Raw genomic sequence first — 25,793 nt, 5'->3', positions numbered from 1 at the left:
CTACTGCAGTACGAAATTGGTAAAGAGCAACTGGTCGATAACGACTTTGCCGACTTCCTTCTGCGCCACTTCCTGCACACTGGCAGTGGCTTTCTGGCGCAGCATTTCCTGACCGACCGGCGTCGCCAGGGTGTCGAAACTCTGCCCCGAGAACAGCATGACCAGGTTGTTGCGAATCACCGGCATATGCACTTTCAGCGCATCCAGATCCGCCTGATTACGCGCCTGCAGGGTAATGCTCACCTGCATGTAGCGTTGACGGCCATTCTGGTTGTAATTGGCGACAAAGGCTGGAGCCATTGGCTCATAAATCGCCGCTGGCTTGACGTTGCTGGCGGCTTCGGCCGCTGGCGCAGGCTTGCTCTGAGCGCTGTGCATGAAGTACCAGGTCGCGCCCACCGACAGGCCGATCGCCAGCAGCACGGCCAGCACAATCACGAGAATAAGCTTGAGTTTGCCTTTCCCGGCGGGGTCTTTCACTGCTGCTTCGCTCTTCGCCATGCCAATAATCCGTCACTATTCGAGTTTTCACAGTTGCACGGCAAGGCAAGAGCAAGTGTTATGCCAGAAGTGTCGGAAGGGGGATGGTGGGGATTGAGCGCAATCCAAAAAACACTACAAGACCAGTGTGGGAGCGAGCTTGCTCGCGATAGCGGTGTAACAGTCCACAAAGATATCGACTGTTAAGGCCTCATCGCGAGCAAGCTCGCTCCCACAGGGTTTGACGCTTGGTCAGGCGTAGTAGTCGACCGCACTGGAGCCGATGACGCTGGTGGTGTTGGCCGCGGCTTCAGCCACGCTCACCGGCAACTCTTCATCCGCCGAGAGGCGACCACCATTGGCACTGGCGGGCCCGCCCTGCCCCTGCTGAGTCTGCTGCTGCCCCTGTCCTTGCCAGCCGCGGGACTGGTCGGAGACATTGACGTCGACCTGCCCCATGCCTTGCTGGGCAAACATGTCGCGCAGACGATGCATCTGACTGTCCAGCGCTTCACGCACACCAACGTGAGCGCTCATGAAGGTCACTTGAGTCTGCTGATCGGGAACCATGTTCACCCGAATATCCAGGCGACCCAATTCCGCCGGCTGAAGCTGAATATCGGCAGCCTTGAGGTTGGCGCTCGACAGGTACATGACCCGATTGACCACTTCATCGGTCCAGCCGCTCTGATGCATGGCGATCGGTTGATTCACCGGCAATGCATTCGCGGTCTTCGGTGTGGCGGCCTGGGTCAGCGCCGCCAGACGGTTGGCAAAATCATCAACGCGCGTGTCGCTGGTCGCCGACTTCAGATCCTTGAGTCCATCATCGATCAAACCGCTGAAGGACTTTTCACCCCCCTGGCTGGTGCTGTCCTTGCTGGTTTGCACGTCAAGCATGCTTGCCATGCCGTTGGCAAAGTTCTGCGCCGCGGTTGGCTCACTATCGGTCTGATCCGGCGCGGCTTTGGTCGGGGACTGGCTGGAAGCCGACACGTGACCACTTTGCTCCAGCGCCAGACGCAAGGTCGGCATCGCGTCCAAGGGATCGGATGCAGGATCGAACGAGGGATCAGTCACGGCCGCAGGCGTAGCGGGCGCAGCCGGCAGAGGCGTCACCGCAGCCGCAAGCGCTGCGTCGACCTGAGGCAAGGGCTGAGCCTGAGTGACCACTGGCGGTGTTTGCGGGTCTGGTGCGGGCACTGGCATCGGCGCCGGTTGCACCGCCTGCGCTAGCGTCGGATCAAGAGCAGGGTCGACCGGAGCGCTATCCGCCACCGGAGTATCCGTGACCTTTGCGTCGGCGCTTGCGGCCTTATCGCCGGCGGTATCCGCCGGTTTGTCGGCGGGCAAGGATTTGCCGTTATCGGCAACCGTCGGTTGCGAGGCGGCAGACTTGTTGTCAGGCGACACCTTTTTGCCGGAGTTATCCGCCACTTTGTCACGCGCAGACTTGCCCGCCCCGTCGGTACTTGACGCAGGAGTCGCTTGCGACTGTTTGGCGTAGACCTGAGAAAAGCTTGCGGCCTTATCCCTGGGCTCTACAGGCGCTGCCGGGGCATTGACAGACACGTTGGCAGACGCAGCCTGAGTCTTGGCCTGCGAGGCAGCCTGAAGAAGCGAGTTCGGGGCGAGGGGCATAACGGTCTCCGCTGCACTGGGATCGTAGGTACAGTCGAGAAACAGAACTGCAAGGCTCGAGCCAAGTTTGATCAGGCGCTGAAAAAACCTGCGCCGATGACGCGCTCAGCAATGAAAACGCTGGCGCTCTTCACGATACAGGCGCCGGACGATGGCGAACTCACCGTCAATCTCGCCTACCAGCTTTTCGATGCCGAAGGTCTGTTTTTCCCTGGCTCGCAGTTCCAGCTCACCGCACAACTCAGCCAGACGCCTGGCGCCCATGTTGCTGCTACTGCCCTTGAAGCTGTGGGCAGTACTGAGCAATTGATCAGGGTCCTGGGTTCTGTGCAATTGAGTCAAACGCTCTTCGGAGTCCTGAAGAAAGGTATCCAGAAGCGTTGGGTACTCATCCTCCATTACTTCTTGCAGCGCACCCAGTACGTCGTGGTCCAGATGAATGTCAGTCACTTGTTCGCTCCTTGATCAAGAATGTGCGGATTATGCCTGAGCCCCCCAGGAAAACTCCACGCGGGCACGCCGGCCGTCATCCGACCAACTGGCGTTGCGGCACAATTGGCGCACCAGACTCACCCCGCGACCTGACAAGCGGCCACTGTCGACAGGTCGAGCCATGACCCGTTGCACGTCGAACCCCGCGCCACTGTCTTCAACTTCAACCACCAGACAGCCACCCGCACCTTGCGGCGACAGCTGCATATGCACCCGCAGGTAGCCATCCTCAAGCGCCTCCAGACGCGCATTGCGCTGCTCGTAATATCGCGCAAACCCGGCGGCATCGCGCTTGATACTCGAATCGAGTCCCAGCACACCGTGCTCCAGTGCATTGGAATAGAGCTCAGCCAGCACACTGTAAAGTGTCCCGCTTTGCGCCCGCAACCCATGCACTTCAACCAACAGCTGCAATAGATAAGGCATCGGATTGTAGCGCTTGAGCGTGTCCGCACGAAACTCGAAACTCACCGACCAGTCCAGCGGAGAGGACTGGCCACTGTCGGAATACACTATCGCCGGAGGACTGACTTGTGTGGCCTCGAGCAGACTGACCTCAACCATGCTGACGTCATCGCGCGCCTCGCCCCGAAAATCCCGCAACGCTTGTTCAATCTCCTCGAACAACCGTTCTGGCTGGCGGTTGTCGGCAAACACCCGCTCTAATCGCTCGACACCAAACAGTTGCTCATTGGCATCACAGGTATCGATCACGCCGTCCGACAACAGGAATACCCGGTCGCCGAGGCTCATCGAGAACACTTCGGTGCGATCATCAAAGGTTTGCGAGCTCAATACACCCAGCGGCAGATGCCGCGCCAGCAACGTGGTGCGCTTGCCGCTGGCAGTGTGATGCAGATAGCCATCCGGCATACCGCCGTTCCAGACTTCCACCGAGCGGCGCTGAAAACTCAGGCACAACAGGGTCGCGCAACAGAACATATCCACCGGCAGGATACGTTTGAGCTTGGCGTTCATCTCGCGCAGCATTTCCGCCAGACCGTAACCCTTGGCGGTCATGCCATAGAACACTTCCGCCAGCGGCATGGCGCCGACCGCCGCCGGCAGGCCATGACCGGTGAAATCCCCCAGCAGCACATGCATGTCACCGGCCGGAGTGAATGCCGCCAGCAACAGATCGCCGTTGAACAGTGCGTAGGGGGATTGTGAGTAACGGATGTTGGGGGCACTCAGGCAACCGGAGTGAGCGACCTTGTCGAACACCGCCTTGGCCACCCGCTGCTCATTGAGCAGGTACTCATGGTGCCTGGCAATCAGATCGCGCTGCTCCAGGACTGTCGCCTGCAACCGCCGCAAGCGGTCCATCGCCTTGATTTTGGCGCCCAGGATCACCCGGTTATAAGGTTTTGCCAGAAAGTCGTCACCGCCCGCCTCCAGGCAACGCGCCAGGGCCTCGCTTTCTGTCAGCGATGTCAGGAAGATGATCGGCACCAAGGTTTCGCCAGCCAGCAGCTTGATCTGCCGCGCGGCTTCGAAACCGTCCATCACCGGCATCATCGCGTCCATCAGCACCAGTTGCGGACGCTGCTGCCGATACAGCTCGACCGCCTCTGCACCGTCGGCCGCCGTCAGCACCTCATGCCCTTGACGACGCACAATACTCGACAGCAGCAAGCGATCGGCCGCGCTGTCTTCAGCGATCAGCACCGTCAGTGGCTCGGGCAGCGTCGACATGACAGTCAACTGATGTCGAACAACTTGTCGAAATTGGAGATGGCGAGGATTTTCTTCACATCGGAACTGCTGTTGACGACGCGAATATCAGAGTTGTCGCCACCGGCGTGATCACGCAGCAACAGCAACATACCCAGCGCAGAACTGTCGAGGTAGGTCGCCTCCTTCAAGTCGACCACCACCGAGTTTGGCATCTGCCCGTCAGGGCGCTCGTAGGAGTCACGAAATTCCTGATGCTTGGCGAAATCGAACCGCCCCTTGACCGAAATCGTGAGTTTTTGCCCATCCGGCGATACTTCTGTAACGACTGACATGCTACGGCTTCCCTGTCATTGGCAACGTGTAGAAGGTTTAGCACTTGCGGGGAGCGTGAGCAAGGTTAAAAGATCGCAGCCTTCGGCAGCTCCTACATTGACCGCATGCAAACCCGATCCCGTAGGAGCTGCCGAAGGCTCGGGCCGCGTTCGGACGATCTTTTGAATCCAGCGCTCAATACGGGTCGTGGCGCGGCAAACGCTGGGATAGCTCGTCGAGCAGCTTCTGCTCGCGCCGGTCTTCGAGTTGGCGGGCTTCATCGATGTAACGCCGCACCAGTTTGCGCAACCCTTCAACCCGGGCAAAAGCCTGCTGCCAGGCTTCACGCGCCTTGTTCAGGTTGTTTTGGTGCCAGGCCAGGCTTTGGCGCTGCTGATCGATAGCGGTCCCCAGTTGCGCGAGAAAGCCCTGATACCCCAACAACCATTGTCCCGAGACGCCATGGCTGCCGCGCTCGATCCATTGCTCCTGGTACTCGAGGCGAAAGTTTTCGAGGTCGGCGAGCTTGCTCTCGGCCAAGCGCACCTGGCCCTGGAAGTGCCCCAGGCGCTGGACGGCGGTCTTTTCGGCCTTTTCAGCCATGTCGACCACGGGCGCCAGACGTGCTGACCGGCTCTGGGCCATGAGGTGTTAGCCGCCAGCCGCCGGGGCGAAGATCGAAGCAAGATACGCCTCACTCTCACCCAGGCTGATGCTGTCGTTCAGGCCCTGACGCAGGTACTTGACCAATTGTGGCTGCAACGAGATCGCCAGATCGGTTTCCCGATCGCCGCCCGCCACGTAGGCGCCGACGCTGATCAGGTCGCGACTTTGCTGGTAACGCGACCAGAGCTGCTTGAAGTACTGCGCACGCATCATGTGATCTGCAGTGACCACCGACGGCATGACCCGACTGATGGACGCCTCGATGTCGATCGCCGGGTAGTGCCCCTCTTCCGCCAGACGGCGCGACAGCACAATGTGCCCGTCGAGCACACCCCGCGCGGCGTCGGCGATCGGGTCCTGCTGATCGTCGCCTTCGGACAACACGGTATAAAACGCGGTGATCGAACCGCCGCCCGCCTCGGCATTACCGGCGCGCTCCACCAGTTTCGGCAGCTTGGCAAATACTGACGGCGGATAACCCTTGGTCGCTGGCGGCTCACCAATGGCCAGGGCGATTTCTCGCTGCGCCTGAGCAAAACGGGTCAGGGAGTCCATCAGCAACAGGACATTCTTGCCCTTGTCGCGGAAATACTCGGCGATTCGCGTGCAATACATGGCAGCGCGCAAACGCATCAGTGGCGCATCATCCGCCGGAGACGCAACCACCACGGAGCGCTTGAGCCCCTCTTCACCGAGAATGTGTTCGATGAACTCCTTGACCTCACGCCCCCGCTCGCCAATCAGCCCGACCACGATGATGTCGGCCTCGGTGAAGCGGGTCATCATGCCCAGCAGCACACTCTTGCCGACACCGGTGCCGGCGAAAAGACCGAGGCGCTGACCGCGACCGACTGTCAATAATCCGTTGATGGAGCGAATGCCCACGTCCAGCGGCTGGCTGATGGGATCACGCTTGAGCGGGTTGATGGTCGGACCGTCCATCGGCACCCAGTCTTCGGCTTTCATCCCACCCTTGCCATCCAGTGCACGGCCGGCGCCATCGAGTACGCGCCCGAGCATGCTCATGCCCATCGGCAAGCGGCCGGTATCGGCCAAGGGTACAACCCTGGCGCCAGGAGCAATGCCGGCGACACTGCCGACCGGCATCAGAAATACTTTACTGCCAGAGAAGCCCATGACTTCGGCTTCGACCTGTACCGGGTGATAACTGTCGTCGTTGATCACCATACAGCGGCTGCCCATGGCAGCACGCAAGCCTTCAGCTTCAAGCGTCAGGCCCACCATGCGCAGCAAGCGCCCTTCGAGGATCGGTTGACCGGGCAACTCGGTGGCGTGCGCGTAAGTACTCAAGCGCTTGCCGAAGCTGGTGCGATCAAGGCGCATCAACGGTTTCCAGTTCAGGATCAAGCAGTGCGGCAGATGGCTTTTCGCTGACCGGAAGTTCCAGCGTCAAATCCGCCTCGGCCGGATGCAGCGCCTGATCGTGCAACTGATCGAACAGCTTGGCCATGATTTGCGTGATACGGGTTTCGACTGTCGCGTCGATGCGGCTGTGCTCGGTTTCGACCCGGCATCCGCCCGGCAACATGGCTTCGTCTTCGACGATGCGCCAGGTCTCTTCATGGCGCTCGCGCAATGCCTTGACCTGCTCGAAGTCCTGCGGATTGATGTACAGACGCACATTCCCGACGCCCAATGGCAGCAGCTTCAAGGCTTCGCGCATGACGTGTTCGATTTGCGTCGAGTCGATGGCCAGTTCGCGCTGAATCACCTGCTTGGCGATGTGCCGAACCAGACCGACCAGGGATTTCTCGATCTGTGTATCTTGCTCGGCAATCGGCTCGAACAGATTGCCCATCAGCAATTCAAGGCTGGCAAGCTTCGCGCTCAGGGCCACGTCAGCTTCCTGACGAACCTTGAGCGTGGTGCTGTGGAAACCTTCTTTCTCGCCGGTGGCGAAGCCTTCGTTGTAGGCTTCCTGACGAATGCTTTCGAGTTCTTCGAGGGTCAGTGGCTGGACTTCCTCCAGCGGCACTTCTTCCATCTCCGGCGGTTCGGGCTCAGGCTCGGGTTCAGGCTCCGGGACGTACGGGTCGAAGCTGGGCAACGACCAGAGATCAAAACCACCGACATCGCGCGCACGGATCAGGTCGGTGGGCGACTCATCACTCTTGGCTGCCATAGCGTTAAATCATTTCCTCGCCGCCCTTCCCGCCGAGAACGATTTCTCCGGCTTCGGCCATACGGCGGGCAATGGTGAGGATTTCTTTCTGTGCGGTTTCCACGTCGCTGACGCGTACCGGGCCCTTGGCCTCCAAGTCGTCGCGCAGCAATTCGGCCGCACGCTTGGACATATTCTTGAAGATCTTTTCCTTGACGCCTTCGTCCGAGCCCTTGAGGGCCAGCACCAGCACGTCCGAGGAAACTTCGCGCAGCAACGCCTGAATTCCGCGGTCGTCGACATCGGACAGGTTGTTGAACACGAACATGAGGTCTTCGATCTGACCGGACAGGTCTTCGTCGACTTCGCGGATCGAGTCCATCAGTTGACCTTCGATCGAGCTGTCGAGGAAGTTCATGATGTCGGCTGCACGCTTGATACCACCCAGGGTGGTGCGCGCGGCATTGGAGTTGCCGGAGAATTGCTTCTCGAGAATCTGGTTCAGCTCTTTCAGGGCCGCCGGCTGCACGGTGTTCAGCGACGAGACCCGCAATATAATATCCAGCCGCACTTTATGGTCGAAGTTGCCGAGCACTTCGCCAGCCTGATCCGGATCGAGATACGCCACGACGATCGCCTGGATCTGCGGGTGCTCGTAACGGATCACGTCCGCCACCGCACGCGGTTCCATCCATTTCAGGCTGTCCAGACCACTGGTATTGCCACCCAGCAGAATACGGTCGATCAGGCCGTTGGCCTTGTCTTCGCCCAGCGCCTGGGTGAGCATCTTGCGCACATAGTCATCGGAGCCGACGCCGAGGCTGGTCTGATCGCCGACGATGTCGACGAACTCGCTCATCACCTGCTCGACCTGCTCGCGGTGCACATTGCCCATCTGCGCCATGGCCACACCCACACGCTGAACCTCTTTAGGCCCCATGTGGCGCAGCACTTGCGCAGCATCGGTTGAACCCAGGGACAGCAGCAGAATCGCGGCTTTGTCGACCCGGCTGAGTTTGGCGATAGCGGCTCGGTTATCACTCATCTGCGTTAATCCACTCTTTCACGACCTGAGCCACACGACCCGGATCTTCGGCCACCAGACTCTTGATTGCGTTCAACTGTGCGTCATAGCCTTCGCTCGGGCTAGGCAGCAGAATACTTTGCGGGCCGCCGAGACTGACGCGGTCGTTGGCCAGTTCGCCGTCCAGACCGCCCATGCCACCGAGCTCGACATCGCTGCCCAGACCCGCCAGTTGCTTGCCTTTGCCGCCGCCGGTGATGTTGTTGAGCACCGGACGCAGCACGCCAAACACCAGCACCAGAATGAACAACACCCCGAGAACCTGTTTCACCACATCCCAGAACCAGGGTTGCGAGTAGAACGGGATGTCGGCGATGACTTCGCCACGCTCGGCCGAGAACGGCACGTTGACCACGCTGACACTGTCGCCACGGCTGGCGTCAAAACCGACGGCGCTCTGCACCAGACGCGTGAAGCGCGCCAAATCATCGGTGCTCCAAGGCATACGAGTGGTTTCACCGTTGGCCGGGTTGACCTTGACCTGATCATCCACAACGACCGCAACCGACAGGCGACTCAAACGGCCCTGCTGTTGTTTGGTGTGGCTGATGGAACGGTCGAGTTCGAAGTTTTTGGTGGATTGCAGACGCTTGTCCGCCGGATACGGCGCCAGCATCGGCTGACCGGTTGCCGGGTCCATGATTTGTTGACCGTTGGCATCAAGCAGCGGCTGACCTGGCTGCACCATGCCAGCGGAAGCGCTCGAACCACCGGTGGTTTGCGGCGCGGAGGCAGGCGATGGCGGCTGATTGCTCAGAGCACCGGGAACACCTTGCGGGCCGTTGCTGGCAGTACGCTGTTCGGACGTCGACTGCTCGCTGCGCAGCGCCGGCTGATCCGGGTTGAATTGCTCCGAGGTCGACTCGACCGCGCTGAAGTCCACGTCGGCGGAGACTTCAGCCTTGTAGCGATCGTTGCCCAACACCGGTTGCAGAATATTGTGCACGCGCTGGGTGAGCATGCTTTCCATACGGCGGCTGTAATCGAATTGCTTGCCGGCCATGCTCAGTTCGGAGTTTTCCGCCTGATCGGAGAGCAAGGTGCCCTTCTGGTCGACGACGGTGATTTGCGACTTGCTCAACTCGGGAACACTGGTCGCCACCAGATTGATAATGGCCAGAACCTGTCCCGGTTCCAGTGAACGACCGGAATACAGCTCAACCAGTACCGATGCGCTTGGCTTGCGTTCGTCACGCACGAAGACCGAGCTTTTCGGAATGGCCAGGTGCACACGGGCACCCTTGACGTTGTTCAGGCTGGAAATGGTCCGCGCCAGCTCACCTTCAAGGCCGCGACGATAACGGGTCGCTTCCATGAACTGACTGGTCCCCAGACCCTGATCCTTGTCGAGGATTTCAAAACCGATGTTGCCGTCGCTGGGAGTGACGCCAGCAGCGGCGAGCTTGAGCCGCGCACGCGCCACATCATCGGCCTTGACCAGCAAGGCACCGGAGTTGGGTTCAATCGTGTAGGGAATGTCGGCGGCGGCCAGGGTTGCCATGACCTGCTTGGCGTCCATACCGGCAAGGCTGCCGTACAGCGGCCGATAGTCGGGTTGCTGCGACCACAGCACCACGGCAAAACCAATCGCCACGCTTGCAGCCAGGCCAACCAACAGGCCTACCTGACGCAGCATGGTCATCTCGGAAAGGTTTTCCAGGAAGGACAGACCAAACAACGGCGGTTTTCCGTCGACAGGTGTGGCCTTGGCCGGAACGTTATCGGCGACTGCTTCTGCCATGACTCAATACTTCCTTAGACCGGCATCTGCATGATGTCTTGGTATGCCTGTACCAGCTTGTTACGCACTTGGGTCAACGCCTGGAAAGACACGCTGGCCTTCTGCGAGGAAATCATCACATCTGTCAGGTCGACGCCGCTTTTGCCAATTTCGAACGCATTGGCCAGTTGGTTCGAAGCCTGCTGGGTATCGTTGACCTTGTTGACGGCCTTGCCGAGCATGTCGGAAAAGCTGCTGCCGCCCATTTCCGGCACCGCGACGGCGGCTTTCGGCTGGGCCATGGCGTCCATTTGCATGGACCGCATGTCCAACATCAACCGATTAAATTCAATTCCCTGGCTCATGGTCTACTCTCTCTGACGACCCGCAATTTTTTGACACTCACTCGGCGGATAGAGTGGTGTTAGCAACAAGGGTGCCAGCTCCATGGCGACCTTTCATAAAAGTCCGACACGGATCACCGCCCCCGCGAGGCTGCGTTCGAGGACGAAGTCCTCGCAGATCCTGCGTTCGCGTTTTTCTGGAAAATCTCGTCGCCCGGTTTACGACTGCTTCGCAGCCGAACGCCGCCTCGCAAGCTCGACAGCTGCTACAGATACGGTTCAGGTCGCAAACAAATAACCTTCGACATCCATTCCCGCATCGCGCATTTGCGCCAGTTTGTAGCGCAAGGTCCGCGGACTGATACCCAGTCGCTCGGCCGCCTCCTTGCGCCGCCCGCGCTCGGAACGCAACGTATCGATGATCATCTGGAACTCGCGACGTCGCAGATCATCGCCCAGCGCGCCCGCTGAATCGCCTTGCGGCGCCTCGACCTCAAGCATTCGCGCCGACATCGGAACAGGCGCCAATACCGGCAAAGGCGCGCAAGCGACCGGCCCCGCAAGACAGAAATCCTGCGGCTGAATCAAGCCACCCTGCTGCAAAATCAGCGCCCGCTGAATGGCGTTGTCCAGTTCACGCACGTTGCCCGGCCACGGATAACCGATCAGGCACGCCCGGGCCTCGGGCGATAGCCTGGCAGCGGCATGCTTCATTTTATTGATGTGCTTGGCCAGCAGACGCTCGGCCAGCGGCAAGATATCGGCAGTGCGCTCACGCAACGGACGCCAGGCCAGCGGGAACACCGACAGGCGATAGTAAAGATCTTCACGAAAACGCCCCGCCGCCACTTCGCCCGCCAGATCCCGGTTAGTGGTTGCAACCACCCGGATATCCAGAGCAATCGGCTTGCGCGCCCCCACGCGCTCGACTTCACGCTCCTGCAAAACGCGCAGCAGCTTGGCCTGAAGTCCCAAGGGCATTTCAGAAATTTCGTCGAGCAGAATGGTCCCGCCATCGGCCTGCTCGAACTTGCCGGCCTGGGCTGCAATGGCGCCCGTGAATGAGCCCTTCTCATGACCGAACAGCGTCGCTTCGAGCATGTTGTCCGGGATCGCCGCACAATTGATCGCAATGAACGGCTGACTCGCGCGGTGCGAGTGCTGGTGAATATAACGCGCCAGCACCTCTTTGCCGGTGCCTGACTCGCCAGAGATCAACACCGTCGAATCACTTCGCGCCACACGGGCTGCCAGCTCAAGCAACTGCGCACTGGCCGGCTCGAACGCTACCGGGCCTTCGCCCTCTGCCGCCCCCAGACACCCCAGGGCATGGCGCGCCACCAGATCCAGCAACGCCTTGGGCTCGAATGGCTTGACCAGATAGTCTGCCGCGCCCTGACGCATTGCGTCGACTGCGCGCTCGACCGCACCATGAGCGGTCATCAGCAATACCGGCAATTGCGGATGGCGAATACGCAACAATCCCAACAACTGATGACCATCCATGCCCGGCATGTTGACGTCACTGAGCACCAGATTGAATGACTCGCTCGCCACAGCCTGCAGTGCGTCTTCGGCCGAACCCACTGCGGTGTAATCATGACCGGCCAGCAGCAGCGTATCCGTTAGCGCCTCGCGCAGCGCGCGGTCATCTTCGACCAGTAAAACCTTGATTGCCATCAACCTCACTCCACGCCTTGAGCGCTGGGCCGCTTACAAGAAAAAAACGGCAAAATCACCACCGCACAGGTGCCGCGGCCCGGCCGCGAGCGCAGTTGCAATTCTCCCTGATGAGCACGGGCTACCGCCTTGACCACGGTCAGGCCAAGACCGGTGCCGGTGGTTTTGGTGGTGAAAAACGGTTCACCCAGGCGCGCCAGCACTGTCGCATCGATACCGTCGCCGTTATCGCTGACGCACAGTCGAAGGGTATTTCCACGGGTGTATAGATGAACTTTCAGGCGCACATTGCCGGCACTGGCCTGAATCGAATTCTCAATCAGGTTCAGCAGCGCACCGACCAGCGTGTCGCGATTACACAGCAATTCCCCGGCATGGCTATCGCACTGCCAACGCACCGGACAATCCTGAACATGAGTCAATGCCGCCGCTTGCAGCGATTGCATCAGCGCCTTGGGCGTCACGCGATCGGTCAACGGCAGCTCACCACGAGCGAACACCAGCATGTCACGCACCTGATGCTCGAGCTCATGCAGGCGCTCTTTCAAACGTCCGGCAAACCGCTGCTGGGTGGCGACCGGCAGTTCCTGCTCAGTCAAATGACTGGCGTACAACAATGCCGCGGATAACGGCGTACGAATCTGATGCGCCAGGGAAGCAACCATCCGCCCAAGAGACGACAGACGCTCATGGCGAGCCAGCTGAGCTTGCAAATGTCGGGTTTCAGTCAAGTCATTGAGCAGCACCAACTGCCCCGGCTCGGCATCCAGCGAGCGCGTGGCAATCGACAGACGCCGACCATCTTTCAGAGAGATTTCATGACCGTCGTCCTCGCGCGGGGCAAAGCAGCGCGCAATGACATGACGCCACAACTCGCCTTCAAGCGGCAGACCGAGCAGCTCGCTGGCCGCCGGATTGGCTTCGCGCACGATCCCCTGGGCATCAATGACGATGACGCCGCCAGGCAACAAGTCGAGAAGGTTTTGCAGCCGGTTGGCCAGGCGCTCTTTTTCGGCCAGCTCTTGCATGCGCTGAGCGCTGACCACTGCCAGCTCGCCCTTGAGCTCGGTGACCCGCGCTTCAAGCATGCTGTAGGAGTCGGTAAGTTGGCTCGACATCTGACTGAACAGCGCGAACGCCTGCTCAAGGCCAAGCCGACTTGCCTGCTCTACAGAGGACGATTGCCCCGAAGCTTCGGAGGCAGGAGACATTTGGGCGGCGTGGGGCATCGTGCTCTCTCGCTGGCTGACCGTCAGTTAAACGGAACGTTGCGAGGGACGTAGCAATACCCGTGCCTAAAAAAAACCGCCCATTATTCAGCGGGTTGAAAAACAGGCGTCAATCGTCCGCCTGCTCATCTCCATCACGACGACTCATGCCGTACTTGCGCATCTTCTCCACCAGGGTGGTACGTCGAATGCGCAGGCGCTCGGCGGCACGCGCCACGATGCCATTGGCATCATCCAGCGCCTGCTGGATCAGACCCTGCTCCAGACCACCGAGGTAGTCCTTGAGGTCCAGGCCTTCTGGCGGCAGCATGGCGTTCGCGCTGAAGTCCGGGGTATGGCCGTTGATGGCTACCCGCTCTTCAAGATCGCTGCGCAAGCTATCGACCAGTTGCTCGTCTTCGTCATCGACATAACGGAATTTCTTCGGCAATTCGACCACGCCGATCACCCCGTACGGGTGCATGATCGCCATACGCTCGACCAGGTTGGCCAGCTCACGAACGTTGCCCGGCCAGCCATGACGGCACAGCGACATGATCGCCGCCGAATTGAAGCGAATCGAACCGCGCTTCTCGTGCTCCATGCGCGAAATCAGCTCGTTCATCAGCAACGGAATATCTTCGACACGCTCACGCAGCGGCGCCATCTCGATCGGGAAGACGTTAAGGCGGTAGTACAGATCCTCACGGAAGCTGCCGACCTCGATCATGCTTTCGAGATTCTTGTGGGTTGCGGCAATGATCCGCACGTCGACGCTCTGGGTCTTGTTGCTCCCCACGCGCTCGAAGGTGCGCTCTTGCAATACCCGCAGCAGCTTGACCTGCATCGGCAGCGGCATATCACCGATCTCGTCGAGGAACAGCGTACCGCCATTGGCCAGCTCAAAACGCCCGGCGCGGCTGGTGATGGCACCGGTAAAGGCGCCCTTCTCATGGCCGAACAGTTCGCTTTCCAACAACTCGGCCGGAATAGCCCCGCAGTTGACCGGCACAAACGGCGCGTCGCGTCGCTTGGAGTGGTAGTGCAGATTGCGCGCGACCACTTCCTTGCCCGTACCGGACTCACCGAGGATCAGCACGCTGGCATCGGTGTCGGCCACTTGCTGCATCATCTGGCGCACGTGCTGAATCGCCCGACTGGTGCCGACAAGACTACGGAATAGATTGGGTTCACGGTGACGACCGCGCTCACGGGCCTGGTCGTACATCTCGCGATAAACCTGGGCGCGATGCAGAGAGTCCAGCAACTTGCTGTAGCTGGGCGGCATCTCCAGAGTGGAAAGCACCCGGCGACGCTGGTCTTCTGGCAGGTCAACGGAAGAATTATCGCCCATTAACAAAACCGGAAGGAACTCATCCCAGGTAGCGAGTGTCTTTAACAGGCCCGGAAGAGCGCCAGGAGCATTTACGGTCCCGATGAGGACACAGATTACTTCACGACTTGATGACAAAGAGCCGACAGCCTGCTGCCAGTCATGGCTACCACAGGGTAAATTTTCTTCGCCAAGAAAATTTAAAATCACCGCCAGGTCGCGGCGGCGGACGCTATCGTCATCAATCAGCAGAATTTTGGTTTCACGCCACATGCAATAGCAACTTCCCTAGTCAACTCAATGCCCGAAATGAGTGGGCAAGCTAGACGCTTGCAGGCACGTTAAGCCTGGTAGACGCCTGAAATCTTCAAACAGCCACTAGTTAAGTCAAAAAACCGTGCACAGTCAAATTTATGGCGCACTACGGTCGGATTAACTGAGGATTAACCGAACAGATGGTAAACCTTTGCCGCGTTCTGTGCTTGATGGATCTGTGACATCTCATCGAATATTGCCTGACGCTCCCCCGTCGCCGCCTCCAACAACTGCCGATACACCCCAAGCAACTCCTCGAGGTTATCGCGCAACGCCGCCTCATCCAGCGAAGCCTCACTCAAAACGTCTTCCATGCAGGAACGGCAATCCAGGTCCAATTGACCGATAGCTTCCCAATTACGCTCGGCCAGTGCATCGACCAGAGCTTCACGGGTTTGTTCGATACGCTGCAGTACAAGACTCATGGTGATCTCCTTAAAACTGCGGACCTGGCGCTGCGATGGCATCCCAGCCTTCTTTGACCGTACCCAGCAAATCGGCGACCTCGTCGAGGATCTTCGGATCGCTCTTGATATTGGCCTCAGCCAGACGCTTCATCATGTAGACGTAGAGATTATCCAGCTCCCCTACTTCATCCGCCTTGTTCTCAAGGTCCAGGCCTTCACGCAAGCCGCCAATGATGCCGATGGCCTTGCTGATGAACACACCTTTGCCCGGAATATCCTTTCGCTCCATGGCGCCTTTGGCCTGAGCAATGCGATCCAGACCACCCTCCATCAACATCTGCACCAACCGGTGCGGACTGGCTTCGGAGGTTTGGGCCTGCGCTCCAATTTTCTGATATTGCCGAAGGGCTAACATCGGATTCATGCTCTACCTCATCACAATTCAAGGGCTCGTATAACCAATGTATCGTCTACGAGTCAAAAAACTTTAAATTCAAAAGGCAAAAACCCGGCGCGTTAAAAACGCAGCCGGGTTTTTGGCGCTGGCTCAAGATTAGCCGCCGGACTTCTGTGCGTTCAAGGAGGTGAAGAACGAGGTGATACTGGTCGACGTCGCCTTCATCTGCCCGACCAACAGGTCCATGGCATTGTACTTGGCAGTCAGCGTCGCGGTCAGTGTGGTAACGCGCAGGTCCAGCGCCACCTGCTGATTGCTCAGATCGCTTTTCTGCTTGTTCAGGCTGGTGGTGCGCTGATCAAGAATGCCGCCAGTCTGCGAGTAAGGCTTGATCGCCGCGCTCATCCGGGCCAGCAGGCCATTGGTGCTGTTGGTCCCGGTGAACAGCGTCTGGACCTGACTACTCAACCCCTTGGTAGTCATCGCAGCGTTGAACTTGACGGAGTCGAAATTCAACGTGCCGAGCTTCTGATCGGTGGTGATACCTAATTGCGATAACACCGCCAATTGCCCCCCTGGCCCAGGAGTCACCAGCTGATTGCGAATATCGGCAATCAGCGAGCGAGGCATCGAGTCACCGGTCAGCGCTGCAGAGACGGTCAGCTTGCCATTGGCATCGGCCGAGGCCTGGGTCAGCGACGTCACCGTCTTCACCAGCGTGTTATAGGCGTCGACGAACGACTGTATCGACGTCTGCAAACCGGTGGTGTTGGTCGCTACAGTCACCGTCGAGGTGCCCGGTGCAACCAGCGTCATGCTCAAGCCACCCACCGCCTGATTGACGGTATTGGTTTTGCTGGTGACTGCCAGACCATCAATCGTCAGGCTTGCATCAGTGGCAAACGCGCCGATAGTACCGGCACTGGCAGGATCAGGCATCGTCCCCCCAGTTGTCGACGACGGATCCGGGATAGTGCCCATCATCTTGGTGCCGTCGATTGCCAGACCGGCAATACCACTGACAGTAAGGTCCGAGCCCTTGCCCGTCGTGGTCGACCCGATCACCAGACGCGAACCGTTACTGTCAGTGACGATGTTGGCGGTGATGCCCTGGGCTGTCAGCGTGGTGTTGATCGCATCGCGAGTCGACTGCAGCGTCGCACCGGACGGGATAGTGACGTTGTAGGCAGTGCCATTTTGACTGATATTCAAAGTACCACTCGGAATGGCACTGGTAGCACCGCCTGCAAAAGAAGCACTGGCAACTTTGGAACCGGTAGCCAGATTCTTCACATTAATACTGTAAGTACCGTTGACCGCAGTGTTATCGGAGGTCACGGTCAAGTTCGCCGGAGTCGACGAGGTAGCCGCAAACCCGCCAAACGCAGGGCTTGTCGAGCTATTGAGCTTGTCCATGGCGGCCTGATAAGCGGCCAAAGCACTTTTCAGCGAACCCACTCCGGAAATTTTCGAGGTATTGAGCGAGGATTGAGTGGTGATCTGAGTCTGCTTGGCCGACTTGTCGCTGTTGACCAACGCTGTAACGATCGAACCGATATCCAGGCCGGAACCCAGACCTGTACCCGGTAAAATTGGACTTGCCATGTGCATCTCCCTTTCTGTCTGTCGCCGGTCTTTTGACCACTCACGCCGTCAAATCAGCGTACAAACACTATTCATGCCAGTTGTCAGGCTTTTGCGTCGAACAGCACATTGCTCGCCGAACTCAAACTGTCCGCCAGCTTCAACGCCTCTTCGGAAGGGATTTGTCGCACCACTTCACCCGATTCAGTGGCAATCACCTTCACCACCACCCTGCCGGAAGCCTCATCGATAGAGAACTCCAGGTTGCGCTTGATCGACTGTACGAACTTCTCGATCTCTTGCACGGCCAGTTTCAGCTTCTGCGCGTCCGCGTCCTTACTTCCAGCCACAGCCTGAACACTGTCACTGCTGCTACGAGGTGCTGCAGCCGATTTGTCGGCAGTCGTACTCGCCGGCTGAGCGGTCGGGTAAGACAAGTTCAGCTTCACGCTCATGTCCATATCCATCACCTCTTAACGTAAAAAAGCGAGAGAGCGCGACCAGCACACTCCCCCGCCAAAACTCATTCCGAAATTACTGAAGTAGCTTCAGTACAGCGGAAGGCAGTTGGTTGGCTTGAGCCAGAACCGAGGTGGAAGCTTGCTGCAGGGTTTGCTGCTTGGTCAGCTGAGCAGTTTCTGCTGCGAAGTCGGTGTCTTGTACGCGACCCAGTGCAGCGGTGGCGTTTTCGTTGACGTTCTGCAGGTTGGAGATGGTGCTGGTCAGACGGTTCTGTGCAGCACCGAGGTTTGCACGAACGGCACCAACGGTGGCCAGTGCAGCGTCGATTGCAGTGATTGCGCCGTCGATGGCGGAACCAGCAGCAGCGCTGGTAGCACCGGTCAGAACAGTAGTACCGCTACCAACCGAAAGGCTGGCGGCGTCGAACTTGCTGCTCAGGGTCAGAGTGATCTGGTTGGCAGTACCGGTGTTGGAACCCACTTGCAGGGTCATGCTACCAGCGGAACCGTCCAGCAGGTTTTTGCCGTTCAGGTTGGTGGCCTGGGAAATACGAGTCAGCTCGTCGGACATCTGAGTGAATTCCGCGTTGGTCGCGGTCTGGTCAGCTGTGCCGTTGGTGCCGTTACGTGCCTGGACAGCCAGTTCACGCATACGTTGCAGAATGTTGGTGGTCTCTTGCAGAGCGCCTTCAGCAGTCTGAGCCATCGAGATGCCGTCGTTGGCGTTTTTGATAGCTACGGTCTGGCCGCGGATCTGGCTGCTCATACGGGTAGCGATCTGCAGGCCGGCAGCGTCGTCTTTGGCGCTGTTGATTTTCAGGCCGGAAGACAGGCGAGTCATCGACTGCTGCAGAGCGTTAGCGGCATTGTTCAGGTTTTTCTGAACAGACAGGGAAGCGACGTTAGTGTTTACGCCTAAAGACATGGTGAGTTCCTCGTTGGTTGGGTACTGCGGCTTCCGGCCCTGGCAACCGCCGGGTGTGGCCTAGAGAACCTTCGTAGTAGTTATCGTCGCGATTGCAGGTTGCTTGAGGGCTTTTTTGAAAAAAATTGCCATCACACTGCCACCCCCGCGAAAACAAAGGCTTGTACGAGACCCACGAGAGAAAAATGACGTCAGGAAATTGCCGACAACAGGACAGCGAGAGGATCGTCTTTGTCGGCAGAAAACTATTCAGTGGTGAGCGTGACCGGCTTCCAGCAAATCGATCAATTCATACTCCATGGTGTCAGCCAACCCCAGCCAGTCCTGCGCCTCCTGAGCGGCCAGCATCGACACGAGCAGTTGTGCCCATTGTTGCTGGATCTCTTGCGAGGTATCGCAAAGAAGGTCTTGCACCTTATCGAACACATCGACCATGGTCAGCGCTGCCTCGACATCACGCCCCAGACGAAACAACCCGGCGCACTGCCGGCAATCGATAATGCATTGTGCAAGCCCGTTCATTGCACGAACTCCTGATTGAACGTCGTCCCCACAATCATCGCCCCGGCCCTGCTGCTGTTAAAAAAGCGGACCTGCGGATGCCCGGCAATGTAGCGCTCCAGCTCACACAGGTAACTGCGGAAGTTCAACTGCGTTCGAACCCGCTGCCCGTGTCCATCGAGCACCCAGTGCTTGGCCAGGTTTACCCCCTGCCCCAGATCGCCATCATTCCAGCCGGCATGGGTTTTATTCATCGGGAACGCAAAGTCGGCACCGAACAGGGTAATCCGGTCCGCGCCCATCTTCACCGCCAGGTCCACCGCCGGGTGGATCACGCTGCCACCCACATACAGTTCAGCCTTGCTGATCTGTTGGCGAATAGCGGCATAGACCGGGCTGGCGGAATACCCGACATAACGCGTGCCCTTCCAGGCTTTCAGCACCTGCGGATCGCTCATGGGCAGGTACACCAGCGGGATGTTGTCGGAGTCCTCGGGCGGCAAGTGCCTGAAGCTGATTCGCCGGTCGATACTGACCACCAGATCCGGTCGGATACCATGCTCGCGCAACGGTCGGTAGGCGGTATCGACACTGATGAACAAGGGACGCTGTTCGCGCTCGCTCACCGCCCGAAGCTGATCGAAATGCAGCTCAAGGCTTGGCCCCGTGCCGATCACATAGACTTCCCGACCGGTACACGTCGCGAACAACTCGGCCACATCGCGATCACGGCTAACGAGCTCACGACTCTCCTCCAGCCGCTCAATGATCGCCGGAGACTGCGGATCGAATTCACGATTGTTGAAGGTAAGGTGTACTTCGCTGATCAGCCGATCGCGAATCTTGGCATTGAAATCATCTGCCAGCAGCATCTCGGACGGTAACGCAAAAAACGGCAGGTGGATGTCCGACAAGTCGCCGGCATAGATCAACTCGACCCGTGGATCACTGAGCCAGTGCCGCTGATCGAGCAACCGCAACGTCAACGAGAAAATCGCGCCATTGAGAATATGCACGTACAAACGCTGGAGCTCGGTGTTTTCAAGCAGTACAGACTGCAAGTCACCCAGCCCTGTGCCGTAGACATGGACCACGTTGCTTGCCGGCGGCAGGCTGGCCGCTTGCAACCGCGCCTCACGCGTGCGGTCGTGGCGACTGGTGAGCTGGATACCGGCAATGCTCAGGGTCGACCCCAAACCTTCCACCAGCTCAGCCTGAACCGCCGCGCTGTCTTCAGTCATCAACCGTACATGCAGCGCCGGCCAGCGACTCTCTATCACCTGAAAATTGTCTGCAACGCTGTCGCTCATGCTGCCTCGCTTGTCATTCAGGCAAAAAAATAGCGTTCAAGGCTACACCTTGGACGCTATGTTTTATGCCACAAGATTCAGGGGCGATAAATGATTGCCGAACCCCACGAGAGCCCTACACCAAAACCGCTCAACGCGACACGCTTCCATTTGGAGTCGAGTACGTGTTTTTCCAGCAACAACGGAATGCTCGAAGACACGGTATTACCGGTCTCGACCATGTCCTTGATGAATTTTTCAGGATCACCTTCGAAGCGCCGTGCCACGGCGTCAACAATCGCCGCACTGCCCTGGTGAATGCAGAACGCATCGATATCGTCGGCGTGCAGGCCGGACTCATCGAGCAACTCGCGCAAATGCGCCGGGACTTTCAGCAACGCAAAGTTGAACACCTGACGACCGTTCATGAAGAACACCCCATCAGTGACTTTCAGGTGCGGTGCGCCGGAGCCGTCGGTGCCGAACTTGGCCTTGCCCAACTGCCACGGGGCGTCTTCGCCCATCCAGGTCGCGGTGGCGGCATCACCGAACAGCATGGTGGTGTTGCGGTCTTCGGGGTCGACGATTTTCGAGTAAGGGTCGGCGGTCACCAACAGGCCGTTCTTCAGGCCCGCGGCTTCCATGAAGCCCTTGATCGCGTAGATGCCGTAAACGTAGCCAGAGCAGCCCAGGGAGATATCGAAGGCGGCAACGGTGGTAGGCAGACCGAGCTTGTCCTGAACGATCGCTGCGGTGTGCGGCAGACCTTCTTCGTCGCCGTTCTGGGTGACGACGATCAGCACATCGATCGATTCGCGCTTGAGCTCTGGGTTGTTGGCAAACAACGCATTGACCGCTTCGACACACAGGTCCGAGGTTTCCTGCCCGGCGTCTTTACGCGGCAGGAAAGCGGAACCGATCTTGCCCAGGATGAATTCTTCATCCTTTTCGAATTTTGCACCTTGTGCGTAATTGTCCACGCCGGCTACAGGTACGTAGCTCGCAATGCTTTTTATGCCAATCATTACGGCTTCCCAATAATAAACAGCTGAATACCCCCGTTCGCACGAATCGAGGGGCGCCGACACATAGGCCCGCAACGGGCAACCACGGAAAGCCTAAAGGGCTATCACTGAGCCGATTACCGGCCAGGCGCCATCTTCCCGATCAATACAATACAGTGAAGATGCGCGTTATGACTCGCAGGTCACGCTATTTTGCGCAATCTGCCACACAAGCGCTCATTCGATAAGCGACCAGGCCAGCGGAGTGCCGCGCTTTAGAGGCTCGCGGGCACGTCGTCCGATAATACTCTCGGCGTGCTTGGGCGCCAGGCCCAGACCCGGGCGAATGGCTCGCAGGTTCTCTGACGTGAACACCTCACCGGCGGCCATGTCCCGGGCAACGTAAAGCGAACGACGGTACACCAGCGACTTCTGTTCGGCCTCGGTAACGCCATAATGCACCTGCCCCAAGGCCTGCCAGGCGCGCTCGGTCTCGACCACCAGACTGGCCAGTTCGGCCGGCTCCAGCGAGAAACTCGCGTCGACACCGCCGGCAGCCCGATCCAGGGTGAAGTGCTTTTCCACCACCGTCGCCCCAAGGGCCACCGCCGCTACCGAGACCCCGACGCCCATGGAGTGATCGGACAATCCCACTTCGCAACCAAACAGTTCGCGCAGGTGCGGGATGGTTCGCACATTGCTGTTGGCCGGCGTGGCGGGGTAGGTGCTGGTGCATTTAAGCAGCACCAGATCCTTGCAGCCTGCCGCACGCGCTGCACGCACGGTTTCATCCAGCTCGGCGATGCTGGCCATGCCGGTGGAAATGATCAGCGGCTTACCGGTGGCCGCCACTCGGCGAATCAGCGGCAAGTCGGTGTTTTCAAAACTGGCGATCTTGTAGGCCGGCACGTCCAGGCTTTCGAGGAAATCCACGGCGGTCTCATCGAAGGGTGTCGAAAACGCCAGCATGCCCAGCTCTTTGGCCCGGGCAAAGATCGGCGCATGCCATTCCCACGGGGTGTGCGCCTTCTCGTATAGCGCATACAGCGAAGTGCCTGCCCAAAGGCTATTGGGATCCTTGATAAAGAACTCGTCGTGATCCAGGTCCAGGGTCATGGTGTCCGCGGTGTAGGTCTGCAGTTTCAAGGCATGCGCGCCAGCCTTGGCCGCAGCCTCGACGATCTGCAACGCGACCTCCAGGGACTGATTATGGTTGCCGCTCATCTCGGCGATAATGAATGGCGGCGCATCGACACCGATCATGCGGTCGCCAATCTTGAAGCTAGTCATGTCTGTGCTCCTTCAATACACGCGTGAACGCGCAAGCGCTCTGGGTAAAACCGGCTTCGCGAAACAGGCTCAGCGACGGCCGATTGGCAGGCAACACCTGCGCGGTGATGGTGCGCACTTGCGGCCAATGGGCCGTCACAAAGGCTTCGCCGCGGGTCAGCAGCGCCCTGCCCCATCCCAGACCGAAACGGCCTTCGAACAAGTAAATCGAGACTTCGGCGCTCACCCCATGAAGGTCGTAGCGCAGCACACCAACCGGGCCATCACCGGCCTCGGCAATCAACAGCAGACGCTGCTGACTGCTCAAACTCGCGGCCAGCCAGGCCTGGTGCGCTTGCCAGTCGATGCTGCGGTTGTCCAGCGACCAGCGCCGTACCGCCTCGGCATTACGTCCATCAAACAACAGACGCGCATCGTCCAGCGTTGCCTTGCGCACCGGCAGCACAGCACCGGCCAGCGCTGCCGCGACCCGCTGCGCCCCACGGCCATCGACCAATTGCCGAGAGCGCTCGGCCAGACTCTGGCGCAAGCCCTGATTACCCGCGACAAAGCCGATAGCCTGGCGCAGTTGCTCGATGCTGACCTGCTCCCGCGCGCCGAGGAACACATGGGCACCCGACGTCGCCATGACCTCGCCATTGGCCTGCTGATTGTTCGACACTGCAATACAAATCGTCGGCAGCCCCATGGCCGCCCGCTCCCAACTGGTGCCGCCACCGGCGCCGATAAACAGGTCGGCCTCGGTCATCAGCCGGTAAAAGTCGCTGACAAAACGCTGTAAACGCCAGTTCGGTCGACTGACCGCCAGCGCCTGCATCTGCTCCCACGCCGGGTTGTCGGCACCGGCGACGAAGTCGACTTCCAGTTCATGGAAATCGGTCAACGCGAGCATCGCATGGTGAGTCTGCCTCGCCGCATCGAAGCCGCCGAAGTTCACCAGTACGCGCTTGGCCCGGGGTTTGATTTTGATTGCCTGGCAGCAGAACTCGTCCCGCAGCATGGCGAAACGCGGACCAAACAAGGTCTGACATCCCGGGGCAAGCAACGAAGCATAGGCCTCTGGCGTGCCAGAAAGATTCTGGTTGAGCAGCAGATCGACACTGTAGGTGCGAGTAGCCAGATCATCCACTGCGCCGATCCGTGGTGCCCAGCGACGGGCGGCGGTCTGCCAGTGGTGATCGAGGCCGTAATGGTCGGCAATGATCCAGTCGAACACCGCGTGCTGTTCCAGCGCGTGCCCCAGCGCGGCGATGTCAGCCTGCCACGGCAGCATGGCTTCGATGGCCTGTTGCGGGTCTTCATCGGGATAGCGATCCGGCAGCGCGAAGGTTTCAAAGCCTTCAGCGGCAAGACTGTCGAGCCGATGCCCCGGCAACAGGCGACAGGCAAACGCGACGTGCGCGCCCATCTGGCGCAAGGCTCTGGCCAAGGTCAGGCAGCGGGCGATGTGGCCGCTGCCAATGGTCGGCGAGGCGTCGGCACGGATCAGCACTCTCATTGCAATTCACCGCCAGCCTTCAGTGCGGCGTACAGGTACTCGGCGCGCTTCCAGTCTTCGAGGGTGTCGATGTCTTGCACCAGATAGCGCGGCAGGATCACCGGCAGGCTCTGCGGCGAATACAACACATCGCCGCGCAACCAGGCACTGCTGCGGCCCCAATAGAACTGCCCGGCGTCCTGATAGGCCGGCGGTAAATCCTGGGAGCGAGTGTTACGAAATTCCGGGTACAACGCGCTCAAGGCGCCCTGATCGTCAAGGGTCAGGGCACGCTGCACCGGAAAACCAAAGTCGCACACCGAGAACGCGAACGACTTGTCCGGATGCTGTTCCAGCCGCTCCAGACCCTGTTGCAGAAACCGCGTTTGCAGCAGTGGCGCGGTGGCGTAAATGCAGCAGGCGTAATCAAAGTCGCTGCCCTGTCGGTGCAGTTCTTCCAGTGCATGGACAATCACCGCCGCCGTACCGGTAAAATCATCGGCCAGGGCTGCCGGGCGCACGAACGGCACCTGCGCACCACTGGCTCGGGCCAGGTCGGCGATTTCGTCATCGTCGGTGCTGACCACCACTTGGGCGAACAACCCCGAATCGAGGGCCGTTTGAATCGAACGGGCAATCATCGGCACGCCGTCAAACGGCTTGAGGTTCTTGCGCGGTATGCGTTTGCTGCCACCGCGGGCAGGGATGATGGCGACGTTGCTCAACGGCGTTTTTCCAGAAGAAACCAAGTGATGTCATCCACCGGGAATTGCGGGTCGCGGTGATAGCCAAACCCGTAGTCCACCAGTTGCAAGTCATCATAGCGATCAAGCATTTCACCGGCAAAATCGCGCTTGAACAACTTGCCGCTGTTACCGCGATATGACACCTCGACCGGCGCCGGATTGTAGTATTCGGCGATCAGGATGTAGCGCTGGCTCAGCTCATACAGCTGCGCATAGGCCGCCGGCAGCAGCTGCGGCGCCAGGTGAATCAACACGCCTTTGCTCAGGGTCAGGTCAAAGGTGCGCTCGCGGGGGAAATCGAACAACGAACCGTGCCAGATCTGCGCAATCCCCAACGCCTGCGCCTGGGCACACGCACTCGCATTGATTTCCACGCCAAACAGTTCGCACTGCGGCAGCAACTGACGCAGCGCCTGCAGGTTGTTGCCGGCATTGGTGCCCAGCTCCACCAGGCTGTCGATACGCCCGGCCCGCGTCAACGCCTTGGCAAACAAGGCCAGGTTGGCCGCCACCAAAGGCTGGCCGACGTTGCGGTCAACGTACTGGTTACCGAAGTCGCCTTGCCAGAATTTTTCCTGCTCACTGAGTTCGCGCATCACACCGTTCTCATCCGTTCATCACCAAGGCCTGGCGCTATC

The 25,793-nt window shown here is 59.3% G+C and carries 26 protein-coding genes; all 26 read right to left on the bottom strand.

Annotated elements, in window-relative coordinates; translation table 11 throughout:
• Entirely contained in the window at nucleotides 1-501 is a 501-nt protein-coding gene (gene fliL, locus AC1RKH_RS07795) for a flagellar basal body-associated protein FliL (RefSeq protein ID WP_071551276.1), read from the bottom strand.
• A 231-nt stretch (nucleotides 502-732) separates the two neighbouring features.
• Complete coding sequence (locus tag AC1RKH_RS07790) at nucleotides 733-2,121, bottom strand: flagellar hook-length control protein FliK (RefSeq protein ID WP_493063685.1); 1,389 nt, start codon at nucleotides 2,119-2,121, stop codon at nucleotides 733-735.
• A gap of 105 nt (nucleotides 2,122-2,226) precedes the next feature.
• Nucleotides 2,227-2,571, bottom strand: a complete 345-nt coding sequence (locus AC1RKH_RS07785; protein ID WP_493063686.1) for an Hpt domain-containing protein — start codon at nucleotides 2,569-2,571, stop codon at nucleotides 2,227-2,229.
• Nucleotides 2,572-2,601: 30 nt separating this feature from the next.
• Nucleotides 2,602-4,308 carry a SpoIIE family protein phosphatase gene (locus AC1RKH_RS07780; RefSeq protein ID WP_493063687.1) on the bottom strand — a complete coding sequence of 569 codons (1,707 nt, stop codon included), beginning with the start codon at nucleotides 4,306-4,308 and terminating at the stop codon, nucleotides 2,602-2,604.
• Nucleotides 4,309-4,313: 5 nt separating this feature from the next.
• Nucleotides 4,314-4,622 carry an STAS domain-containing protein gene (locus tag AC1RKH_RS07775; RefSeq protein WP_123423325.1) on the bottom strand — a complete coding sequence of 103 codons (309 nt, stop codon included), beginning with the start codon at nucleotides 4,620-4,622 and terminating at the stop codon, nucleotides 4,314-4,316.
• Nucleotides 4,623-4,797: 175 nt separating this feature from the next.
• Nucleotides 4,798-5,247: a flagellar export protein FliJ gene (gene fliJ / locus AC1RKH_RS07770; protein WP_493063688.1), complete on the bottom strand. Its 450-nt coding sequence runs from the start codon at nucleotides 5,245-5,247 to the stop codon at nucleotides 4,798-4,800.
• A gap of 6 nt (nucleotides 5,248-5,253) precedes the next feature.
• Nucleotides 5,254-6,612, bottom strand: a complete 1,359-nt coding sequence (gene fliI, locus AC1RKH_RS07765; RefSeq protein ID WP_123423327.1) for a flagellar protein export ATPase FliI — start codon at nucleotides 6,610-6,612, stop codon at nucleotides 5,254-5,256.
• The gene (gene fliH / locus AC1RKH_RS07760; protein WP_493063689.1) at nucleotides 6,602-7,411 is read right to left on the bottom strand and encodes a flagellar assembly protein FliH; all 810 of its coding nucleotides are present in this window, start codon (nucleotides 7,409-7,411) and stop codon (nucleotides 6,602-6,604) included. Before fliH ends, fliI begins: the two co-directional genes overlap by 11 nt.
• A gap of 4 nt (nucleotides 7,412-7,415) precedes the next feature.
• On the bottom strand, nucleotides 7,416-8,435 hold the full coding sequence (gene fliG, locus AC1RKH_RS07755; protein ID WP_019692390.1) for a flagellar motor switch protein FliG: 1,020 nt from the start codon (nucleotides 8,433-8,435) through the stop codon (nucleotides 7,416-7,418).
• Nucleotides 8,428-10,215: a flagellar basal-body MS-ring/collar protein FliF gene (gene fliF, locus AC1RKH_RS07750; RefSeq protein WP_493063690.1), complete on the bottom strand. Its 1,788-nt coding sequence runs from the start codon at nucleotides 10,213-10,215 to the stop codon at nucleotides 8,428-8,430. Before fliF ends, fliG begins: the two co-directional genes overlap by 8 nt.
• Before the next feature lie 14 nt (nucleotides 10,216-10,229).
• Nucleotides 10,230-10,559, bottom strand: coding sequence for a flagellar hook-basal body complex protein FliE (gene fliE, locus AC1RKH_RS07745; RefSeq protein WP_123423330.1), 330 nt, complete (start codon nucleotides 10,557-10,559; stop codon nucleotides 10,230-10,232).
• Nucleotides 10,560-10,817: 258 nt separating this feature from the next.
• Nucleotides 10,818-12,218 (bottom strand): sigma-54-dependent response regulator transcription factor FleR, encoded by a 1,401-nt coding sequence (gene fleR, locus AC1RKH_RS07740; RefSeq protein WP_493063691.1) that lies wholly within the window; start codon nucleotides 12,216-12,218, stop codon nucleotides 10,818-10,820.
• A 5-nt stretch (nucleotides 12,219-12,223) separates the two neighbouring features.
• A complete protein-coding gene (locus AC1RKH_RS07735) occupies nucleotides 12,224-13,429 on the bottom strand; it encodes a sensor histidine kinase (protein ID WP_493063742.1) in 1,206 nt (401 codons plus the stop codon).
• 127 nt (nucleotides 13,430-13,556) lie between these two features.
• Nucleotides 13,557-15,032 carry a sigma-54 dependent transcriptional regulator gene (locus tag AC1RKH_RS07730; RefSeq protein WP_493063692.1) on the bottom strand — a complete coding sequence of 492 codons (1,476 nt, stop codon included), beginning with the start codon at nucleotides 15,030-15,032 and terminating at the stop codon, nucleotides 13,557-13,559.
• Nucleotides 15,033-15,202: 170 nt separating this feature from the next.
• Nucleotides 15,203-15,499, bottom strand: a complete 297-nt coding sequence (gene fliT / locus AC1RKH_RS07725) for a flagellar protein FliT (RefSeq protein WP_123423334.1) — start codon at nucleotides 15,497-15,499, stop codon at nucleotides 15,203-15,205.
• A gap of 10 nt (nucleotides 15,500-15,509) precedes the next feature.
• Complete coding sequence (fliS, locus tag AC1RKH_RS07720) at nucleotides 15,510-15,905, bottom strand: flagellar export chaperone FliS (RefSeq protein WP_123423335.1); 396 nt, start codon at nucleotides 15,903-15,905, stop codon at nucleotides 15,510-15,512.
• A gap of 129 nt (nucleotides 15,906-16,034) precedes the next feature.
• Nucleotides 16,035-17,483 carry a flagellar filament capping protein FliD gene (fliD, locus tag AC1RKH_RS07715; protein ID WP_493063693.1) on the bottom strand — a complete coding sequence of 483 codons (1,449 nt, stop codon included), beginning with the start codon at nucleotides 17,481-17,483 and terminating at the stop codon, nucleotides 16,035-16,037.
• Nucleotides 17,484-17,566: 83 nt separating this feature from the next.
• Nucleotides 17,567-17,923, bottom strand: coding sequence for a flagellar protein FlaG (locus AC1RKH_RS07710; RefSeq protein WP_123423337.1), 357 nt, complete (start codon nucleotides 17,921-17,923; stop codon nucleotides 17,567-17,569).
• A gap of 73 nt (nucleotides 17,924-17,996) precedes the next feature.
• Nucleotides 17,997-18,848 carry a flagellin domain-containing protein gene (locus AC1RKH_RS07705; protein WP_123423338.1) on the bottom strand — a complete coding sequence of 284 codons (852 nt, stop codon included), beginning with the start codon at nucleotides 18,846-18,848 and terminating at the stop codon, nucleotides 17,997-17,999.
• A 249-nt stretch (nucleotides 18,849-19,097) separates the two neighbouring features.
• Nucleotides 19,098-19,370, bottom strand: a complete 273-nt coding sequence (locus AC1RKH_RS07700; protein WP_493063694.1) for a hypothetical protein — start codon at nucleotides 19,368-19,370, stop codon at nucleotides 19,098-19,100.
• Complete coding sequence (locus AC1RKH_RS07695) at nucleotides 19,367-20,659, bottom strand: motility associated factor glycosyltransferase family protein (RefSeq protein ID WP_493063695.1); 1,293 nt, start codon at nucleotides 20,657-20,659, stop codon at nucleotides 19,367-19,369. Before AC1RKH_RS07695 ends, AC1RKH_RS07700 begins: the two co-directional genes overlap by 4 nt.
• Nucleotides 20,660-20,736: 77 nt before the next feature.
• Nucleotides 20,737-21,663: a ketoacyl-ACP synthase III gene (locus AC1RKH_RS07690; RefSeq protein WP_493063696.1), complete on the bottom strand. Its 927-nt coding sequence runs from the start codon at nucleotides 21,661-21,663 to the stop codon at nucleotides 20,737-20,739.
• Between the two features lie 216 nt (nucleotides 21,664-21,879).
• Entirely contained in the window at nucleotides 21,880-22,932 is a 1,053-nt protein-coding gene (gene pseI / locus AC1RKH_RS07685; protein WP_493063697.1) for a pseudaminic acid synthase, read from the bottom strand.
• Nucleotides 22,925-24,430 carry a UDP-2,4-diacetamido-2,4,6-trideoxy-beta-L-altropyranose hydrolase gene (gene pseG, locus AC1RKH_RS07680; protein ID WP_493063698.1) on the bottom strand — a complete coding sequence of 502 codons (1,506 nt, stop codon included), beginning with the start codon at nucleotides 24,428-24,430 and terminating at the stop codon, nucleotides 22,925-22,927. The genes pseI and pseG overlap by 8 nt, the downstream gene beginning before the upstream one ends.
• Nucleotides 24,427-25,134, bottom strand: a complete 708-nt coding sequence (pseF, locus tag AC1RKH_RS07675; protein WP_493063699.1) for a pseudaminic acid cytidylyltransferase — start codon at nucleotides 25,132-25,134, stop codon at nucleotides 24,427-24,429. Before pseF ends, pseG begins: the two co-directional genes overlap by 4 nt.
• Entirely contained in the window at nucleotides 25,131-25,751 is a 621-nt protein-coding gene (locus tag AC1RKH_RS07670; RefSeq protein WP_493063700.1) for a pseudaminic acid biosynthesis-associated methylase, read from the bottom strand. The genes pseF and AC1RKH_RS07670 overlap by 4 nt, the downstream gene beginning before the upstream one ends.
• Between the last annotated feature and the right edge of the window lie 42 nt (nucleotides 25,752-25,793).

This window comes from Pseudomonas sp. GW822-FHT06B12, assembly GCF_058799675.1.
The sequence above is the reverse complement of the archived record's forward strand: the minus strand, read 5'-3'. Positions and strand labels throughout refer to the sequence as shown.

Bases quoted from the DNA above. Each gene is read 5' to 3' on its own strand.
- fliL (WP_071551276.1), bottom strand. From the start codon at position 501: ATGGCGAAGAGCGAAGCAGCAGTGAAAGACCCCGCCGGGAAAGGCAAA.
- AC1RKH_RS07790 (WP_493063685.1), bottom strand. From the start codon at position 2,121: ATGCCCCTCGCCCCGAACTCGCTTCTTCAGGCTGCCTCGCAGGCCAAG.
- fliT (WP_123423334.1), bottom strand. From the start codon at position 15,499: ATGAGTCTTGTACTGCAGCGTATCGAACAAACCCGTGAAGCTCTGGTC.
- fliI (WP_123423327.1), bottom strand. From the start codon at position 6,612: ATGCGCCTTGATCGCACCAGCTTCGGCAAGCGCTTGAGTACTTACGCG.
- fliG (WP_019692390.1), bottom strand. From the start codon at position 8,435: ATGAGTGATAACCGAGCCGCTATCGCCAAACTCAGCCGGGTCGACAAA.
- fliJ (WP_493063688.1), bottom strand. From the start codon at position 5,247: ATGGCCCAGAGCCGGTCAGCACGTCTGGCGCCCGTGGTCGACATGGCT.
- fliD (WP_493063693.1), bottom strand. From the start codon at position 17,483: ATGGCAAGTCCAATTTTACCGGGTACAGGTCTGGGTTCCGGCCTGGAT.
- AC1RKH_RS07710 (WP_123423337.1), bottom strand. From the start codon at position 17,923: ATGGACATGAGCGTGAAGCTGAACTTGTCTTACCCGACCGCTCAGCCG.
- pseG (WP_493063698.1), bottom strand. From the start codon at position 24,430: ATGAGAGTGCTGATCCGTGCCGACGCCTCGCCGACCATTGGCAGCGGC.
- AC1RKH_RS07775 (WP_123423325.1), bottom strand. From the start codon at position 4,622: ATGTCAGTCGTTACAGAAGTATCGCCGGATGGGCAAAAACTCACGATT.
- fliS (WP_123423335.1), bottom strand. From the start codon at position 15,905: ATGAATCCGATGTTAGCCCTTCGGCAATATCAGAAAATTGGAGCGCAG.
- AC1RKH_RS07670 (WP_493063700.1), bottom strand. From the start codon at position 25,751: ATGCGCGAACTCAGTGAGCAGGAAAAATTCTGGCAAGGCGACTTCGGT.
- AC1RKH_RS07690 (WP_493063696.1), bottom strand. From the start codon at position 21,663: ATGATTGGCATAAAAAGCATTGCGAGCTACGTACCTGTAGCCGGCGTG.
- pseI (WP_493063697.1), bottom strand. From the start codon at position 22,932: ATGACTAGCTTCAAGATTGGCGACCGCATGATCGGTGTCGATGCGCCG.
- AC1RKH_RS07730 (WP_493063692.1), bottom strand. From the start codon at position 15,032: ATGTGGCGTGAAACCAAAATTCTGCTGATTGATGACGATAGCGTCCGC.
- fliH (WP_493063689.1), bottom strand. From the start codon at position 7,411: ATGGCAGCCAAGAGTGATGAGTCGCCCACCGACCTGATCCGTGCGCGC.
- fliF (WP_493063690.1), bottom strand. From the start codon at position 10,215: ATGGCAGAAGCAGTCGCCGATAACGTTCCGGCCAAGGCCACACCTGTC.
- fliE (WP_123423330.1), bottom strand. From the start codon at position 10,559: ATGAGCCAGGGAATTGAATTTAATCGGTTGATGTTGGACATGCGGTCC.
- AC1RKH_RS07700 (WP_493063694.1), bottom strand. From the start codon at position 19,370: ATGAACGGGCTTGCACAATGCATTATCGATTGCCGGCAGTGCGCCGGG.
- fleR (WP_493063691.1), bottom strand. From the start codon at position 12,218: ATGGCAATCAAGGTTTTACTGGTCGAAGATGACCGCGCGCTGCGCGAG.
- AC1RKH_RS07705 (WP_123423338.1), bottom strand. From the start codon at position 18,848: ATGTCTTTAGGCGTAAACACTAACGTCGCTTCCCTGTCTGTTCAGAAA.
- AC1RKH_RS07780 (WP_493063687.1), bottom strand. From the start codon at position 4,308: ATGTCGACGCTGCCCGAGCCACTGACGGTGCTGATCGCTGAAGACAGC.
- AC1RKH_RS07695 (WP_493063695.1), bottom strand. From the start codon at position 20,659: ATGAGCGACAGCGTTGCAGACAATTTTCAGGTGATAGAGAGTCGCTGG.
- AC1RKH_RS07735 (WP_493063742.1), bottom strand. From the start codon at position 13,429: ATGTCTCCTGCCTCCGAAGCTTCGGGGCAATCGTCCTCTGTAGAGCAG.